Source organism: Aquimarina rhodophyticola (genome assembly GCF_042434915.1).
In the GTDB taxonomy this organism is placed as follows: Bacteria; Bacteroidota; Bacteroidia; order Flavobacteriales; family Flavobacteriaceae; genus Aquimarina.
This window is the reverse complement of sequence record NZ_CP170198.1, coordinates 1,121,754-1,139,894: the sequence shown is the minus strand read 5'-3', so window position 1 is coordinate 1,139,894 and position 18,141 is coordinate 1,121,754. Positions and strand designations below refer to the sequence as shown.

14 protein-coding genes are annotated in these 18,141 nt (G+C 34.0%); 10 read left to right on the top strand and 4 right to left on the bottom strand.

Annotation, left to right across the window (positions count from 1 at the left end; all coding sequences use genetic code 11):
* On the bottom strand, positions 1-945 hold the full coding sequence (locus tag ACE939_RS05030; protein ID WP_378187720.1) for an MlaD family protein: 945 nt from the start codon (positions 943-945) through the stop codon (positions 1-3).
* 85 nt (positions 946-1,030) lie between these two features.
* The gene (locus ACE939_RS05025; protein ID WP_378187719.1) at positions 1,031-2,155 is read right to left on the bottom strand and encodes an N-acetylmuramoyl-L-alanine amidase; all 1,125 of its coding nucleotides are present in this window, start codon (positions 2,153-2,155) and stop codon (positions 1,031-1,033) included.
* Between the two features lie 199 nt (positions 2,156-2,354).
* On the opposite strand from ACE939_RS05025, the gene ACE939_RS05020 reads away from it, so the two are divergent.
* The 4 genes from ACE939_RS05020 (at position 2,355) to ACE939_RS05005 (ending at position 6,921) form a co-directional block, all read left to right on the top strand.
* Positions 2,355-5,147 (top strand): putative LPS assembly protein LptD, encoded by a 2,793-nt coding sequence (locus tag ACE939_RS05020; RefSeq protein WP_378187718.1) that lies wholly within the window; start codon positions 2,355-2,357, stop codon positions 5,145-5,147.
* Positions 5,148-5,215: 68 nt separating this feature from the next.
* Positions 5,216-5,596: a RidA family protein gene (locus ACE939_RS05015; RefSeq protein WP_378187717.1), complete on the top strand. Its 381-nt coding sequence runs from the start codon at positions 5,216-5,218 to the stop codon at positions 5,594-5,596.
* 45 nt (positions 5,597-5,641) lie between these two features.
* Positions 5,642-6,211, top strand: a complete 570-nt coding sequence (locus ACE939_RS05010; protein ID WP_378187716.1) for a hypothetical protein — start codon at positions 5,642-5,644, stop codon at positions 6,209-6,211.
* 311 nt (positions 6,212-6,522) lie between these two features.
* On the top strand, positions 6,523-6,921 hold the full coding sequence (locus ACE939_RS05005) for a lysozyme inhibitor LprI family protein (protein ID WP_378187715.1): 399 nt from the start codon (positions 6,523-6,525) through the stop codon (positions 6,919-6,921).
* A gap of 367 nt (positions 6,922-7,288) precedes the next feature.
* On the opposite strand, the gene pfkA is transcribed toward ACE939_RS05005, so the two are convergent.
* Positions 7,289-8,275, bottom strand: a complete 987-nt coding sequence (pfkA, locus tag ACE939_RS05000) for a 6-phosphofructokinase (protein ID WP_378187714.1) — start codon at positions 8,273-8,275, stop codon at positions 7,289-7,291.
* Between the two features lie 13 nt (positions 8,276-8,288).
* Entirely contained in the window at positions 8,289-12,716 is a 4,428-nt protein-coding gene (locus ACE939_RS04995; protein WP_378187713.1) for a translocation/assembly module TamB domain-containing protein, read from the bottom strand.
* Between the two features lie 81 nt (positions 12,717-12,797).
* Here ACE939_RS04995 and tsaD point away from each other — a divergent pair, with 81 nt between their 5' ends.
* From tsaD to ACE939_RS04965, 6 genes are all read left to right on the top strand, one after another.
* Positions 12,798-13,820, top strand: a complete 1,023-nt coding sequence (gene tsaD, locus ACE939_RS04990; protein WP_378187712.1) for a tRNA (adenosine(37)-N6)-threonylcarbamoyltransferase complex transferase subunit TsaD — start codon at positions 12,798-12,800, stop codon at positions 13,818-13,820.
* A 15-nt stretch (positions 13,821-13,835) separates the two neighbouring features.
* A complete protein-coding gene (locus ACE939_RS04985) occupies positions 13,836-14,540 on the top strand; it encodes a 16S rRNA (uracil(1498)-N(3))-methyltransferase (protein ID WP_378187711.1) in 705 nt (234 codons plus the stop codon).
* A gap of 136 nt (positions 14,541-14,676) precedes the next feature.
* Positions 14,677-15,315: a DUF4159 domain-containing protein gene (locus ACE939_RS04980; protein ID WP_378187710.1), complete on the top strand. Its 639-nt coding sequence runs from the start codon at positions 14,677-14,679 to the stop codon at positions 15,313-15,315.
* A 4-nt stretch (positions 15,316-15,319) separates the two neighbouring features.
* Positions 15,320-15,832, top strand: coding sequence for a TrmH family RNA methyltransferase (locus ACE939_RS04975; RefSeq protein WP_378187709.1), 513 nt, complete (start codon positions 15,320-15,322; stop codon positions 15,830-15,832).
* A complete protein-coding gene (locus tag ACE939_RS04970; RefSeq protein WP_378187708.1) occupies positions 15,825-16,934 on the top strand; it encodes an AI-2E family transporter in 1,110 nt (369 codons plus the stop codon). Before ACE939_RS04975 ends, ACE939_RS04970 begins: the two co-directional genes overlap by 8 nt.
* Complete coding sequence (locus ACE939_RS04965; protein ID WP_378187706.1) at positions 16,935-18,128, top strand: class I SAM-dependent methyltransferase; 1,194 nt, start codon at positions 16,935-16,937, stop codon at positions 18,126-18,128.
* Positions 18,129-18,141 lie beyond the last annotated feature (13 nt).

The following is an 18,141-nucleotide window of genomic DNA, read 5'->3' as shown; positions in this document are numbered from 1 at the left end:
TTAGTTTATTGAGTCTGCTGGTTGCTCATAAGGTTCACCTTTTTTTCCGAAAACCGAGATATGTACATATCGCTTTGGGTTGAGTCGTAAATCTTCTAATAAAAGCTCTAGTTGTCTGGTTGTACGTTCTAGGTTATCGTATAATTTATCATCCTTGATCAACTTACCTATTGTACCTTGATCAAGTTTACTTACTGTTGTATTGATATTGTTGAGAACTAATTCTACATCTTTTGCCAGTTTATCAACATCTACACGAGATAAATTTGTCGTAAATTGATTCAAATCTGTAGACATTTCATCCAAATTCGTGAAAGTTCTATTCAATTTTTCTTCGTTACCACTTAAGATATTTTTCAAAGAACCAGAGGCACCTTTAAAATTGCTAACAGTTGTACTAAGGTCGCTTACGAGAGTATTAATGTTTTGCTGTGTTTTTGGAGACAAAATTCCGTTTACAGAGGTTAATACCGAATCGGCACTTACTATGGCAATTTCTAATTTTTCTTGTAATGGCGTTAATCGATCATTAACTAATTCTAACAATCCTTCTTCTACCCTTCCTGGTAAGGTATCTTTGTCCTTTGCTTCTAACCCTTTTTCATATTTAGGTATAATAGCCAAAGACTTTCCACCGATAAGTCCCCCTCCATATACTTTGGCTAGACTATTGCGCGAAAATTGAAATTCACTATCTACATTAAATTCAACTACCAAATTTCCTTGACTATTTGCAAAGTTGATAGAAATTACCTTACCTACCACCAAACCATTAATTGTCACAGGAGAAGATGGTATTAATCCTTCTACATTCTCATATATTGCATAAAATGTACGGTCATTTTCTAAAAGATTCTTCCCTTTTAAAAAACTATATCCAAAAATCAGTAGCGCTATAGCACATACAGCTAAGATTCCTGTTTTAACTTCACGAGTAAATTTCAAAATAAATTTGTTTTAGCCGCAAATTTAGAATAAAAATTGTACTTCTACTGATTATTACTAAAGCTTTTAACAGTATTTATTTAGATTAATTCGAAGAACCATTGACTTTCAAAGCCTCAGCCAACGGAATCATTTTTTGATTTTTGAAAGCAACGACAAAACTAGAGGTGTAACCTTTTTCTACGGCTATATCTTTAAGTTGTTTAATTTCTTTGTAATCAGATGTTTGCCCAAAATAATATTTATAAATCCTATCGGTATGCTCTTTACTTAGATTATCTAGACCATTAAAATTATAAGATTGCAAAGCAATATCACTAGATCCTGCCGCAATTTGAACTTTAAAGGTAATGCCTTCATAAATTTCTTGATCACTGTTTACTGGAGTATCTATAGTATCAGACAAATTAGGAGTTTCTGGAAAATTATAAATGGCATCCAAACTTTCTTTATAATCGACAATTGATGTTACAATAGATGTAGCCATTTCTTGTTGTCCCTTACTAGAGTTTAGGTACTTTCCTTCTCCATTGTTTGTTAAAAAGCCAAGTTCAATCAAAACACTTGGCATATATGTTTGATGTAATACAACAAAACCAGCTTGTTTTACACCTCTACTTTTTCGTTCTAAACGTTTTTTAAATCTATTTTGAACAAAACTAGCCAATGTAAGGCTCTGCTCAAGATATTCTTCTTGCATTAAGGTTAAACCAATAATAGACTCAGGAGAATTAGGATCAAATCCATCATAATTTGCCTGATAGTTATCTTCTAATAGAATTACAGAGTTTTCATTTTTTGCGACATTAAAATTTTCATCATTAGCATGTAAACCTAGTACGAAGGTTTCTGTTCCCAAAGCTTGTGAACGATGAGAATTGCAATGCACAGAAACAAATAAATCTGCTTTGGCCTCATTGGCTATCTTACCACGCTCATGTAATTCGATAAACTTATCAGTCTTTCGTGTATATATTACTTTAAAACGTTCATCCTGCTCTAGAGTTTGACCGATGAGTAATACGACATTAAGTGCAATATCTTTTTCGTAATAACCATTACCTCTATTTCCAGAATCATGACCACCATGGCCTGCATCTAGGACTACTACAAATTTCTTTTTGTTAATTTCATCACTTCTAAGAGACTTAAAAGAGAAACTTACCCCTACAATTAGTAATACTACTATTACTCCATACAAACTTTTCATCTTCACTTTTATTCAATCTTTAACAAATTTGAAACATTTACTCTTGCTATTCGTTATTTTTGACACAGCGTTGGTATAAATTTATTTTTAACTCAATCCGTATAATTCAGTATGTTGAGCTCAAATAAAACACTACATTTAACGCGATTGTTTTATTTTTCTATTAATAACGATACGCACATTAAAAATATATGTAATTTTGGGACTTCAAAAACTAAGCCACAGTTTTACAAAAATAGCATTTAAACCATTGCAAACCTCGGTACGACACATACTTTATTCACTAAGTTTTACACTGCTTTGTATATCTTTTGCAACTGCGCAGGAAACCAATAAATCGACAGAAGTTTCTATACCTGTTCAAAAAGATACCTCTCAAATTATTGGGCAGCAATCCAAAGACTCTCTCATCAATAATATACAAAAAGAGCGAACCGAAGTTTTACAGGATACCATCACAAAAGACTCTATACAACCAGAAAAACAATTGCTAACAGATAAGGTTGCCTATAAAGCAACAGATTATATGAGACTAAGCAGTAGAGAAAATAAAATGTATCTCTACGATAATGCAGAAGTTATATATGGCGATATGAAACTAAATGCGGGCATGATTATCATGGATAATAATAAAAATGAAGTCTATGCATTTGGTATCAAAGATTCTTTGGGCGACTATACTCAAACACCCGTTTTTGAGCAGGCACAAAATGTTGTAGAACCCGACTCCATTCGCTTTAATTTTGATACACAAAAAGCTTTAATTTATAATTCAAGAACCGAACAAAACGGTTTTAAGATTAAAAATGAGGTTTCAAAACGTGAGAATGATTCTGTTATTTACATGAAAAATGTAAAATTCACCACATCAGATAATATCGAGGATCCCGAATATTATTTTTATGCACGGCGTATCAAGCTTGTTCCCGAAAAGAAAATTATTACTGGACTCGTTAATATGTTTATAGCAGATGTGCCAACTCCAATAGGTTTACCTTTTGGATATTTTCCGCTTACAGATGAAAGAACTTCTGGTTTTATTATTCCAAATCCAGGAGAAGAAAGCAGACGTGGATATTTTTTACAGAATGGAGGCTATTATTTTGCTATAAGTGATTATGTAGATCTAACATTGATGGGTGATTATTATACGAATGGAAGTTATACCTTTGCCGTAGAATCTGCATATGCGCTACGTTACCGTTATCGTGGTAATTTACGGTTTCGCTATGAAAACAACCTTACAAGTGAGCGAGGTTTTCCTGATTTTTCAAAGGCAACTACCTACAACATTCAATGGACGCATAGTCAGGATGCCAAAGCAAATCCAAATTCTAGATTTTCGGCTTCTGTAAATTTTGGAAGCAGTAACTTTTACAGACAATCAACAAACCAATTAAACACAGGAAATTTTTTAAATAATCAAATAAGTTCGTCTATATCTTATGCAAAAACCTTTCCTGGAGATCCACAAGTAAATGTAAATGTTGCCGCCACGCATAACTCTAACACCAATACAGGAGATGTAAACCTCTCTCTACCTAATATCTCGACTAGTATTTCTAGAATATTTCCTTTTGCTCCAAAAGAGGGAATTAAAAAAGGAATTATCCACAATATTAATACGCAGTATAATTTTAGAGGTGAGAACAAAATACAAACCAACGATGATGATTTATTCACATCTGCTATGTTTGATAATTCTCAAATAGGTATGCAGCATTCAATCCCAATTAGTACAAATTTTAAAATATTTAAATATTTAAGCGCTTCTGCAGGTACAACATTTCAAGAAAATTGGGTCTTTGAAACTATCGAACAGCGATTCGATTCTAATGCAAACGAGGGTGCTGGCGAGATAGTACGTGATACTATTAGTGGTTTTGATGCGTATAGAACTTATAATTTTTCTACTAGCCTTGGTACAACTATTTACGGTACATTTAATTTTAAAAAAGACAAAAAAATACAAGCAATACGGCATACAATGCGTCCATCGGTTAGTTATAGTATTAATCCAAAGTTTGATCAATATTATGACTCGTTTGTAAGAACCGATGATCCAAATACTGTTGATATAAATGAAACTGAAATTGTTGAATATTCTCGTTTTGAGGGAGGATATTTTGGTGCCCCAAGTAATACTTTTTCGAGTAATATTGGGTTTTCTTTGAGTAATAATCTTGAAGCCAAAGTACGCAGTAGAGATACTACTGCAACAGAACCTAAAAAAGTAAATATTCTTAACAATCTAACCTTATCTACTGCTTACAACTTGGCAGGAGATTCTCTAAAATTAAGTCCCTTATCTATACGAGGAAATATTCCGATAGTGCAGAATAAATTGGATATAAATTTTAGTATGCAATTAGACCCCTATGCGTTGGATAATAATAATAGAAAAATCGACGTATGGAATATTGATAATGGAGGTAGTTTATTTAGATTAACTAATGCTAGTGCTAATTTTGGCTATTCTTTTAGTAGTAAAGATTTTCAACGTAAAACTAAAGAAACGGATCCTTTAGAAAATCAAACGCTTCGCAATGGTGGACGAGCAGATAATCTTTTTGGAAGTACCACAGATTTTAGTGATAATGAAGGAGTTTATGATACGAAAGAAACTGAAGGGGATACTGATGTTACCTTCTATAGTTACAAAATCCCATGGTCCTTACGCCTTGCCTATACCGTAAATTACTCAAATAATGCTAGACAAAATGAAATTTCGTCACATTCACTCATGTTTTCGGGAGATATAGAACTAGCTCCGCGTTGGACCGTTGGAGTATCTTCTGGATATGATTTAAAAAATCCAGGATTTACATTTACAAATTTGCGTTTTCAACGTGATCTTGAAAGCTGGCAAATGAGCTTTAACTGGATTCCGTTTAGTGAACGTACCTCATGGAACTTCTTTATCGGCATTAAATCATCTGTTTTAAGTGATATTAAGTACGATAAACGAAGAGAAGCTGATAGAAATTTATAAACAAGCTTTTATCTAAATCGTAAAAGTATCCTTACTTTTACAACGCATACATATCATTCCTTTTAATTATGAAAAAAATTATAACTACCACAAATGCTCCAGCACCTATTGGGCCTTACAACCAAGCTATAGAAAGTGGAAACACACTCTATACATCTGGTCAAATAGCTATAGATCCTAAAACCGATCAATTGGTGTTGGATGACATAACAACTGAGACCGAACAAGTTATGAAAAATATAAAAGCTATTTTAGATGAAGCTGGATACACATTTGAGAATGTTATAAAAACTACTATTTTCTTGAGCGACATGAATAATTTCTCACTTGTTAACGAGGTCTATGGTAAGTATTTTCATGAAGCTACTGCTCCCGCACGAGAAACGGTTGCGGTAAAAGCATTACCAAAGTTTGTGAATGTAGAGATTTCTGTTATAGCGGTACGCTAAACTTTTTGACTCCAATTATTTGTTTCAATTTCTTGACATTGTAGTATGGATGTAAATGATTACCCCTTACATGCTAATGATCGATTCACACAGATAGTACGATCAAAAGGGATCATTACTTGGTTACAGTTACTCCAATATGTCAGGCAATTACCTTATGAACGAATTACAGACTCGTCTAATCCAAGCCTTATTCTGATAGAGCAAAAAGGTACTTGTAGCTCCAAACATGCATTCTTAAAACAAATCGCAGATTTTAATGATATAACTGTTGATTTAGTAGTAGGAATATATAAGATGACCGAAGAAAACACACCAGGCATCGGTAAATGTTTAAAAGACAATAATCTTAATTATATTCCCGAAGCGCACTGTTATCTTAAAAAATCGAACAGAATTATAGATGTTACAAATATGCACAACAATCATTTGTTTGCTGAAAGCCTATTGGAAGAAATTAACATGACCGCTGATCAAGTTAGCATATATAAAATTACCTATCACCAAAATTTTATTAAAAAGTGGTTAACCACTCAAAAAGATATCAATACACTAACTTTTGACGAGGTATGGAGAGTACGAGAACAATGTATTAAAAATCTATCTAGAATATAAATTCATTATATTATCATTCTCTAGCAGATTTTAAAACAGTACAGGTTTTCATAACTACCTTTTTATGAATACTATAGATAAGTTTAAATATTTGTGCGCGATAATTCTTTATTAGTAGCATACCATATACCCTTATAACAATATTCCCTTTCTTTTAAATAAATTCAAAACGTTACTCAAAAAATTTATTAATTATTTATTATTTTCATAACTTATCTCCCGAATTTATCTCAAACTTTAAAAGAAAATTCGTTAACCAAATGTATTTGCACTACAAACTCAATCTACTTTAAAACCTAAAAATTACCCTCATGATTCGAATTATTTTTTATGCACTAATTTTAACAACAAGTTTCAACACTTTCGCTCAAACACAAACTGAAATAAACAATGAAGCATATGCTGATCTTCAAAAATCAGACAAAGAATTAAATAAAATTTACCAAGAAGTCCTCGCTACTTATAAAAGCGATTCTAAATTTATTAGTAGTTTAAAAAAATCCCAGAAAATTTGGATAAAGTTTCGAGATGCTGAATTAGAAATGAAGTATCCAAATTATCGTGAACCGTATGACAACTCCATTCATCCAATGTGTCGTGCCAACTATTTAAAAGAACTCACCGAAGATCGCATAAAGCAGCTTCAGTTATGGCTAAATGGAATCGATGAAAGTGACAAATGCAGCGGTTCTGTAAAAGTAAACCGATAACTCTTCTTATTTATACGATAGTAATTCTAAGAGTTTTAAAAAATAAACTGTTTTAGGTGTAGTTACTTTTGATTCTAAGTAGTTATACACTATACTTCCAAATATCCCTTTTAGATTGCTACCTGCTTAAAAATGGGTGTCTTTGATTATTTTTGGTATTGTTTTATTCATTAATTACGAAAAACAATTTTTAATAATGCTTTCTGGATAACATTATTCGGAGTTTCGTTTCTCTGTGGAGCTATTATCTCCATAGATTACGCTGTTTGGTTGGTACTCATACGCTACAATTATCTTAAATAAACTGAACACTCATATAAAACAGAACATTTTATAGTCAAGGGTTAAATCGTAGTGTGAACCCTTTTTAAGTAGACAAAATATCAGATATCCTAAGCAACTCTTTATTGATACCGTGATCCTCTCTTAGACCTTTGTCGAAATCGGTAGTTGTAATTTCGTTATTTAACAGTCCAACCATTACATTTTTCTCTCCATCCAATAATAATTCTACCGCACGTACGCAAAGGCGACTTGCCAATGTTCGATCAAAACAAGAAGGAGAACCACCGCGCTGCATATGACCCAAAACGGTTACACGCACATCATAATTTGGTAGATTTTCGGTTACATAGTCTGCTAGTTCATACACGTTTTTACCAATCTTATCTCCTTCACTTACCACCACGATACTCGATGACTTACCAGATCGTCGACTTCGCTTTAAAGATTCAAGTAATCGATCCAAACCTAAATCTTCTTCAGGAATTAATATTTCTTCTGCTCCTGCACCTACTCCACTATTTAAAGCGATAAACCCTGCATCACGTCCCATAACTTCCACAAAGAATAATCGATCATGTGAACTAGCAGTATCTCTTATTTTATCAATTGCCTCAACCACCGTATTAAGCGCGGTATCATAACCAATAGTAAAGTTAGTGCCAGCGATATCATTATCTATTGTTCCTGGAACTCCTATAATCGGAATATTATACTCTTCGTTAAATAACTTCCCTCCTTTAAAAGTACCATCTCCACCAATCAAAATCATAGCATCTACTCCAATTTCTTTCAAGTTTTGGGCAGCTTGCTTTCTTCCTTCTACAGTTCTGAAGGCTTCGGATCTCGCAGATTTTAAAATTGTACCTCCACGGCTAATTATATTACGTACAGAACGAGCCGTCATCACGGTACAATCACCTTCAATCATTCCTTGATATCCTCTGTAAAAACCAATACAACGTACATCGTAATATGCACAAGCACGTGCTACAGCTCTAATTGCAGCATTCATTCCTGGAGAATCACCTCCAGATGTCATTACACCAATCGTTTTAATAGGTTTAGCCATTGATAATATTGATTTAATTCGTTGATTTTTGATTTGTAAAGTTTATATACTCTGGACGTTTTTCTACTTCGAGACTATCTTTTTTTATCAATTTTTCTTGTTCTTCACGGGTCGCAAAAATTTTCTTCCACAATTCATTAAAATTATCAAAATCTACAGAATACGAGAGTCCGACCCCTTGTGTATACCCATTATTTTTTCCAATATATTGAATGTCGTTTTCTCTATTAAAAATTTTGCCTCTTAAAGTTCCTTGTTCATTAAATAAGTATTCAACTTCTACATTACCCACAACAACCGATTCACTTACGCCTCCCACTGGAACCCCTACTTGTCCATTAATAAGAATTCTATTGTTAATTTTTGTGGATAAGGTGACTCCAAATTGATCTGAAGTTTCTTCATCAAGTACTCGATCTCCTTGTGTATAATTAAGACCTACTTGAAATTTATCATCTTCTCCAGAAAAAATACCATTGACCAAACTTGAGGCTCGCTCTACTAAATTACCTGTAATTGCATTCTGACCCAGTGTAAAATCATTATAAAATTGTCCTTGTGTTACTAAGGATAGTGCTTGTAATTCTCTGGCTGACTGACTTTCTAAACGATATTCTAATTCACTTTTGACAATCGAATTAAGAAACGGAAACTCTATATTAAAATCAAGATCTGGTTGTACCAATTCACCTTTAAGATCCACTACTACTTCGACAGGAATTTTCTTATTAAAGGTAGCGTTTTCTAGCAGAACCGCTGGATTTGCCTCTGTTTTATAGACTGCACTTAAGTTTAATACCGCACGTGTTGGACTACCATCCCAGTTAATACTTCCGCCTGATCGTACATTAAAAACTTTTTCAACAAACGCTCCGTACCTAAAATTATAAACTCCCTCGTAGGCGTAAAAATCGCCCCACATATTAAACTTACCATTTGTGTTAATCTCGATTAATAGCGTACCCGCTCCTCTACCCTTTAACGAACTTCCTGTATTTTTATCAATCACGATCTCTACTTCGGCATTGCGATTAACATCAAGATCAAAATTAAGTTCTAATCCTTTGACTTCATCAATAACTATTTCTTCTCCATCAAGCCTTGCTTGTTTTTCTTTTGGACTTAGAAAATGGATATAACTATTATCTCCCAGTGATTCTGATTCGTTTAATGGTATTTTAAAGACAGTTCCTTTTTCTGTAGTTGCATTAACATCGATTACTAACTCGTCACTAGGCCCGCTTATTTTTGCATCACCACTTATAAAAGCGGTTCCATAATACAGAGAAAATTCATCCTCTTCTGTATCAAGAACGACTAATCGATTTGCATCTAATTCTAATCCAAGAAACCACTTAGAGAATCGCTTGTGCCGTATAAAACCTCCCAAAGTACCTTTTGAATTGTACTTTGTATCTGTTATCCCAATATTTTCAAATATAAAGTTTTGTTTATTGAGAGATATCCGGGCTTTATCTTCTAAGGCCAAATCAACATTTAAGTATGGTATGCGCAATCCCACATTATTTAATACTAGATTACCATTGATCTCTGGATTACTATAATCTCCTGTGACCGACGCACGACCTGAAGCTTTACCTCTTAGATCGCTAATTACAATCCCCCCTAAAGCACCAAAGCCAGACATATCGAGATCATTAAGTCGAATATCAAGATTTATATTCGCATTATCTTCACCTACATCAATGCCTCCGATTGCCGAAAATGTTTTAACACCCGAACTATCGGTTAATTTGCTATTTATAGTATACTCTGTCAAAGATTCATTACCCGCCACATTAAGTTTAAGCTCTCCTAATGTTGACGTATTTACTTGTAGATCACGAATATTAATTGTAGAACTAGGGAAAAACACACCTTCTTCTTGAAAAATCCTTAAATTACCTTCTACAACTCCATTAAACTTTAAGCTGTCGATACTCGGGGTTATCTTGTATAAATCAACATCGGTAAATGTGGCTTTAATGTCTTTATAGTTGCTTCCTTTTGTAAGTCCGCTTATTTGAATTTTTTCTTTTTCGTGCGTTAAGGTGATTGGTTTAATTGTAACTGTCTCGAAACGATTGTCAAATACTACTTTATTCTCTGACTTGGTCTTATTTTGATTTGCAAACCAAGTGTATCCTTTAAATGTAAAATCTGATTTTCTAAGACCAACTACCGATTTATTATCTTCATTTATCGTATGATAAAATTCTAGATTAAACGTATCTTCATTATTTGCTCCCCCTTTAAATTCTGAACGCATAAATAACGTATCCTTTAAGGTTACATTAATCAAACTAAACTCTGATGCATCGTAAAATTTTGAGTTAATACTATCAATCGCTACGTAAGTATTAAAAATTGGATTTTTATTATCTACTTGAATATCTACTTTTTCAAATAAATTATCATAAGCTTTAATGGATGGAGATTTAAATGTAAGTTTAAATTCGGAGTCATTACTTTCTACTCTCCCTTTAATAAAAGTGTTTGGAGCAAACTGAATTTCGGGTAAGAAAACATCTACAATTTTATTATAAATATTAAAATTAAACTCCATAAACTCATCATCGGTAATAGCTACAGGTTCAAAATTGGTGTACAAACTAGCAATCGAATTTCTAAACAAATCATAAACATTTTGAAATCTAAACTTACCTCGTACACTCCCTTGTATTATATCAGGACTATTAATGCTAATGGTACGCACCTTATCGGTATCAAAAGTAGAGGTGATTTCAAAATCTTCGAAGTAATAATCGGCTTTTTGATTTTTGTATAAAGTTTCTTGAAAGCTAATCGTCCCAATAACATCATTAATGCCAGAACCTCTCATATCCATAATCACATCACCTTTAAAAATGGATAGACTATCACGTGTAAATAAATTGAGCGTATTGAGATCTAAATATTCAACATTTGCCACAAAATCATAATTATTTATGGTTTTGTCCATATCTACAACCCCATTAAAAATTAGCTGAATGTTAGGATCATCAATTATGAGTCGACCATCAAAAACAGGATCTTTTAATCCTCCTATTACCGATATATTATTGTATGTATATCCATTAAATTCTAAAACACTTATATCACCTTCAATATTTGTATCTAGATTAGCCAGTGTGAAACCATTACCATCAACATCAATATTAAACGCGGCTTTACCTAATGATTCTTTACCTAATAATTGCCCGAGATTAAAACTCTCAGAAATAATGTTTCCGTTATACTTAGCATTTTTAGCATTTTCTAAGTCCCCCAATAAAACAAATGCATAAATTTTACCTAACTGAGAATAAAAATCCATATCCAAATCCACAGCATTTGGAGTAACCATTATATTGCCAACGCCCCTAATACTACCAAATTGATACAGTTGTTTTGGTAATGAAGAACCTAAAATATTAGGTAATAAGTTTACTAAATCATAATAGTTGGTAGTAAGATTATTAAATGTACCGTTTAGTTTAAAGTTTTTTGGGTCTGATACGGCGTTCTGAATATGTAAATCTCCACGTATAACTGTACGATCTAGCCCCATAATGTTGGCATTACTTAATTTAAAATCATTAAGCGTTCCTCTTAAAATGGTAGCATCAAAGGTTATTGCGTGATCCACACCAAACTCTTTATAAAAAGGAATTAAATCATTTGTAGATATGGTTGCTTTGGCAAAATCGGCAGCAATGTTTACTTTATTCTCAAAATCTGAAAAATCATCTTTAGTATAGGATAATGCTATTGCTCCAGTAATTTTGGAATCTTTTGTTTCTAAATCAAATTCTCTAAACAGCATCTGTGTTTCTGTCATTGAAAACACAGTTTGTAAATTGCGAATATCTAACCCCCTTTTCTCTTTTAACGAAAGTGTATTGGTAGTAATATAAAAATCAGGTCCATCAACCTTAAGCGCTTCGGCGTCAATAGTAATATTAGTAAAATCAAGCACCTGTGGATTCGATAGATTTTCATTGGTATAACTAAAAGCCCCATTATCAACAAAAACTTCTGCCGCAGTTAATACAAAACTAGAACGTTCTTTCTTTTCCTCGGTATTAAATTTTCGCACAAAAATCATTAGGTTGTCGCTAGATTCACCTTCGTAAATTTTCATGTTAAAATCCAGACTATCTATAGCCACAGCACCAAATTCGGGTTGCCCTTTTGTAATCTCGTTAAGGTTGAGAATAGAACCTTCTATAGCTCGAGCGTATATAAGAGTGTCTTTATGATGATCTTTTATTAAAACTTCTTGCAAGTCTAAATTACCAGCATAGGTTAAACCAATTCTACCAATGCTTAAATCCACATCATAAGTATCGTTTAGATACTTTGTGAGTTTTTCACCAAAGTAAGTTTGTATCCCAGGAATCGAAAATAGAATCACTAGAATAGCAAAAATGGCAATTAGAACAGTAAGCGTTCTAATCAATATCTTCCCGAATTTTTTGATACGTATTATTGTTTTAACTTTGCTGACAATATTAACAATTTCTATGCCCTTTTCCTCATAATGAGTTCACAAAATATATACATCTTAGCAATTGAATCATCTTGTGATGATACCTCTGCTGCTGTACTACAAAACGATCAAGTATTATCGAATGTTGTGGCGACACAAAAAATTCACGAACAATATGGAGGTGTAGTACCCGAGCTTGCATCCCGCGCACATCAACAACATATTGTGCCTGTGATAGATCAAGCTATTAAACAGGCAGGAATCACCAAAAAAGATTTGCATGCAATTGCCTTTACCAAAGGTCCCGGACTTATGGGTTCGCTATTGGTTGGCACTTCGTTTGCCAAATCATTGGCACTAGCATTAAACATTCCTTTGATTGCTGTAAATCATATGCAAGCGCATATTTTGGCTCATTATATTAAAGAAGAGGGATATAAAACACCTGATTTTCCTTTTATTGCAATGACAATTAGTGGAGGGCATACACAAATTATCGAAGTACGAGATTATTTTGATATGAAAGTTATTGGAGAAACCATTGATGATGCTGTTGGCGAAGCTTTTGATAAAAGTGCCAAAATACTCGGTTTTCCGTATCCCGGTGGACCTTTGATCGATCGTTATGCCAAACAAGGGAACCCAAAGGCTTATCCCTTTACCAAACCAAAAGTTGACGGACTTAATTTTAGTTTTAGCGGACTTAAAACCGCTGTCCTGTATTTTATACAGAAAAACCTTAAAGAGGATCCAGATTTTATAGGTAAAAATAGAGATGATATTTGTGCTTCAATCCAATATACTATAGTTAATATACTAACCGATAAACTTAAAAAAGCAGTAAAACAAACTGGTATTACTCAAATTGCTATTGGAGGCGGTGTCTCTGCCAATTCTGGAATTCGTGAAGCTTTACAAAAAGCCGAACAACATTGGGGCTGGACTACGTTTGTACCAAAGTTTGAATATACTACTGATAATGCTGCTATGATAGGGATTGTTGGCTATCTAAAATATTTAAATAATGATTTTGCCGATATGAGTGTTGTTGCTAAAGCCAGAATGAAATTTTAATTGAAACTTTTAACCATGCAATTATTTTATAGTAAGGATCTGGATCACGGTGCAACTACCTATACATTCTCAAAAGAAGAAAGTAAACATATTCACAAAGTACTTCGCAAATCAGAGGGTGATACGCTGCATGTCACAAATGGCAAAGGATTGTTATCCAAAGGAGTAATCACTTTTGCTAGTACGCAACGTTGTGAAATAGCTATTCAAGAATCATCTCAAAAGCCAGCACGTCCATATCGTTTGCATATGGTGGTCGCTCCAGTAAAAATGAATGATCGTTTTGAATGGTTTCTAGAAAAAGCTACCGAGATAGGTGTTGATGAGATTACCCCTATACTATGTGATCATAGTGAACGTAAAGTGATTAAAATTGAGCGGTATGAAAAAATTTTGCAAAGCGCCATGAAACAGTCGCATCAAACCTATCTACCCAAACTTAATGCATTAATACCCTTCTCAAAGTTTCTTGCCAACGCACAAGAAGGTATTTTATGTATTGCGCATTGCCAGGATAGCTTAAAGCAGCATCCTAAACAGTTAATAAGCGCAGGTCAAAACGTAACAATTCTTATCGGTCCCGAGGGTGACTTCTCTACTAACGAAATCAATTTGGCTTTAAAACAAGGATACAACCCAATAACCTTAGGTACCACGCGACTGCGCACTGAAACCGCTGCTATAGTAGCCGTTCACAGTATTGCTTTTATTAATTCGTAGTGTATACTACACCTTTATAATCCTTTTTTGCAGAGGATTTTTGGCAGTACCAACACCTACGTTAATAGTATCTAAACGTTCTTACTGCTCATATTTTTTTTAGTACTTTTAACAACTAATCAGAGTTTAGTAACTTATGAAAATCCTATATAGCCTTTTACTTTTAATTAGCCTCGGTATACAAGCACAAGAAATAGCGGTATTACATTATAAAGGAGGTGGGGATTGGTACAGTAATCCTACTGCTCTGCCCAATCTAATCTCGTTCTGTAATACTACTATCGGTACTGTCATTAACACTAAACCAGCCGTCGTACAGCCCAATAGCTCCGATCTCTTTGGGTACCCTTATATTCACATGACGGGACATGGAAACGTTTATTTTAGTGAAGAAGATGCTCAAAACTTGCGAGCCTATTTATTAAGCGGTGGTTTTCTTCATATCGATGATAATTATGGTATGGAACCCTTTTTACGAAAAGAATTAACAAAAATTTTTCCTGACAAACAACTTGTAGAGTTATCCAAAGAACATCCTATCTTTTCATCTGCCTATCCCTTTGATAATGGACTCCCAAAAATACATGAACACGATGGTAAGCCGCCACGTGCTTTGGCTATTTTGGATAATAACAGAGTAATTTTGTTATTTACCTTTGAGAGTGATCTTGGTGATGGTTGGGAGAGTCCCCAGGTACATAATGATCCAGAATCTGTAAGATTAAAGGCATTGCAAATGGGTGCTAATATTATTAAATACGCATTTAATTACTAAGGTAATGCAGCAATTACAGCACACCACCACAACTTTTTATAAAAGATCCCATCCCATCGTTTTGGTTTGTGATCATATCAATTCGCCTGCAAATATTGGAAGCATCTTTAGACTCGCAGATAGCTTTGGAGTAGCTCATATTTATTTTATAGGAGACCTAGTCCCTATTGATAGCAAACGCATGGAACGTACGGCGCGGGCTACACACAAAATTGTTCCCTATGATGTCGTAGTGGATAGCAACATTGTATTGAAGAATCTTAAGGATCAATCGTACGCCATTTTGGCCTTAGAAATAACAGACAGCAGTATACCAATACACACCTTTAAACTACAACCCAATGTTCCTATAGCTCTGGTCTTGGGTGATGAGAACACAGGAGTATCTCAAGAATTATTACAATTGGTAGATACTGCACTTCATATCAATATGTACGGCAATAATAGTAGCATGAATGTAGCTATGGCTACAGGCATAGCTTTATATGAACTCACAACAAAACTCAACCATGTCTAACTCGCACAATCGTTTAAACTCTAGAGCCATTACCTATGGCATCCTTAAAGCTGTTGGTATACTCGTAGCAATAGCTGTAATAGTTTGGTTTTTATATAAAATCCAATCTGTCCTTATATATATTGCATTTGCGGCAGTTATCTCGCTAATGGGTAGACCCCTCGTGGTATTTTTTAAACGTCGACTTAATTTTAGAAATACAATAGCGGCAATCTGTACACTATCCATTATCACCATATTGTTTTTTAGCATTTTTACATTATTTATCCCTATTGTAATTGAACAAGCACAACTAATTGGAGAAATTAATATTGAAAATGTAGGAGATGATTTAGAGCAACTCAACAATCAAATTAGTGAGTTTTTTGGTATCAATCAACTTAGTTTTGTCGAACTTGTAAAACGTTCTGACTTGGTGAATTTTATCAATTTCAAATCCATACCAGACATGGTCAACTCCTTTCTTAATATCTTTGGATCTGTAATGTTGGGTATTTTTTCTATCCTCTTTATTTCCTTCTTTTTCTTAAAAGATAGCCGCATATTAGAGGGTAGCCTATTAGCCTTTGCACAAGAGGGTGACGAAGGCAAATTTAGAACTGCCTTTAACAAAATAAAAGATCTTTTATCACGATACTTTGTAGGACTATTATTGCAAATAACCATCATTTTTGTTCTCTATACCATCTTACTATTAGTTTTTGGAATAAGCAATGCGATTGCCATTGCATTGATTGCTGCTATTTTTAATATCATCCCTTACATCGGCCCCTTGGTAGGTGGTGCCTTTATAATTGTGTTAGCCACAACAAGTAATTTGGGTATGGATTTCTCTACAGTAATTTTTCCAAAGTTGGTTTATATAGTAATTGGCTATATGATTGTTCAACTGGTTGATAACTTTTTTAACCAACCTATCATATTTGGTAATAGTGTAAAATCTCATCCACTAGAAATCTTTTTGGTAATCATTATAGGTGGATTGCTTTTTGGTATTGGAGGTATGATTGTAGCTATCCCCGCATATACCTCATTAAAGGTAATTGCCAAAGAATTTTGGTCAGAGTATAAAATTGTAGCCAAACTCACAAAAGATTTGTAAGTGAATTCTAAGTTATTGCATCCCGAAGTTCAAGATTTTATTATTGAAAAATCAGATCAACACACAGATCTTACTAAGTTAATTCTTGCTGGGAGTCCGTTTAAAGATATTACTACACAAGAACTTGCAGAACAAATATCTGGAAGACAAAAAGCATTACAAAAATTGCCTTCTTGGACAGTACACCGCAACATCCTATATCCACCCACGCTTAATCTCGAACAAACCTCGTCTGACCAAACGGCAGCCTACAAAAGCGCACTAGTAAGTGGTGATACCCTTATTGATGTAACAGGCGGTTGGGGTGTTGATGCCTTTGCTTTTAATCAACATATCAACAAAGTAACACATTGTGAACTTAATCCTACCTTAAGTGCACTAGCTGCACACAATTATAATACACGACAAGCATCAACCATCCAAACAGTTTGCCAAGACGGTTTAACGGTTGTAAGAGATGCAAAAAAGTTTGATTGGATATATATCGATCCATCTAGGCGATCTACGACCAAGGGCAAGGTTTTCTTTTTAAATGATTGTCTTCCCGATGTTACCCTTCACCAAGAACTTTTTTTGGACAAAGCAGCAAATGTTATGATCAAAACCTCCCCACTACTCGATATACAACATGGATTGGCGGTTTTAAAAAATGTAGTAGCAATTCATGTAGTCGCAGTTAACAACGAGGTAAAAGAACTTTTATGGATACTACAAAAGGACTATACCAAAGAGGTTACCATTGTCACTGCTAACCTCAAAAAGCAGCAAAAGGATATATTCTCCTTTACATATGGTCGACATTCCCTGCAAGAAACAACATATCATACACCGCTCACTTACTTATACGAACCTAATTCGGCTATATTAAAAAGCGGTGGTTTTGCCGATGTAGCACAAGCCTACGGGGTCAAAAAACTACATCCCAATAGCCATCTCTATACATCAGACTCACTTTTATCATTTCCAGGAAGAGTTTTTAAAATTATAACTAGATCATCTTTTTCAAAAAAGGATATAAAACGTTTACATATAGAAAAGGCAAATATAACCACTCGCAATTTTCCCGATACCGTAGCTTCTATACGTAAACGGTTTAAGATAAAAGATGGCGGTGACACCTATTTATTTTTTACCACAGATCTGCATGATACTAAGATAATACTACACTGCAAAAAAATAGCGACGTCATCCTAAGATCACGCCGCTA

Bases quoted from the DNA above. Each gene is read 5' to 3' on its own strand.
- ACE939_RS05025 (WP_378187719.1), bottom strand. From the start codon at position 2,155: ATGAAAAGTTTGTATGGAGTAATAGTAGTATTACTAATTGTAGGGGTA.
- ACE939_RS05015 (WP_378187717.1), top strand. From the start codon at position 5,216: ATGAAAAAAATTATAACTACCACAAATGCTCCAGCACCTATTGGGCCT.
- ACE939_RS05010 (WP_378187716.1), top strand. From the start codon at position 5,642: ATGGATGTAAATGATTACCCCTTACATGCTAATGATCGATTCACACAG.
- ACE939_RS05005 (WP_378187715.1), top strand. From the start codon at position 6,523: ATGATTCGAATTATTTTTTATGCACTAATTTTAACAACAAGTTTCAAC.
- pfkA (WP_378187714.1), bottom strand. From the start codon at position 8,275: ATGGCTAAACCTATTAAAACGATTGGTGTAATGACATCTGGAGGTGAT.
- tsaD (WP_378187712.1), top strand. From the start codon at position 12,798: ATGAGTTCACAAAATATATACATCTTAGCAATTGAATCATCTTGTGAT.
- ACE939_RS04985 (WP_378187711.1), top strand. From the start codon at position 13,836: ATGCAATTATTTTATAGTAAGGATCTGGATCACGGTGCAACTACCTAT.
- ACE939_RS04980 (WP_378187710.1), top strand. From the start codon at position 14,677: ATGAAAATCCTATATAGCCTTTTACTTTTAATTAGCCTCGGTATACAA.
- ACE939_RS04975 (WP_378187709.1), top strand. From the start codon at position 15,320: ATGCAGCAATTACAGCACACCACCACAACTTTTTATAAAAGATCCCAT.
- ACE939_RS04970 (WP_378187708.1), top strand. From the start codon at position 15,825: ATGTCTAACTCGCACAATCGTTTAAACTCTAGAGCCATTACCTATGGC.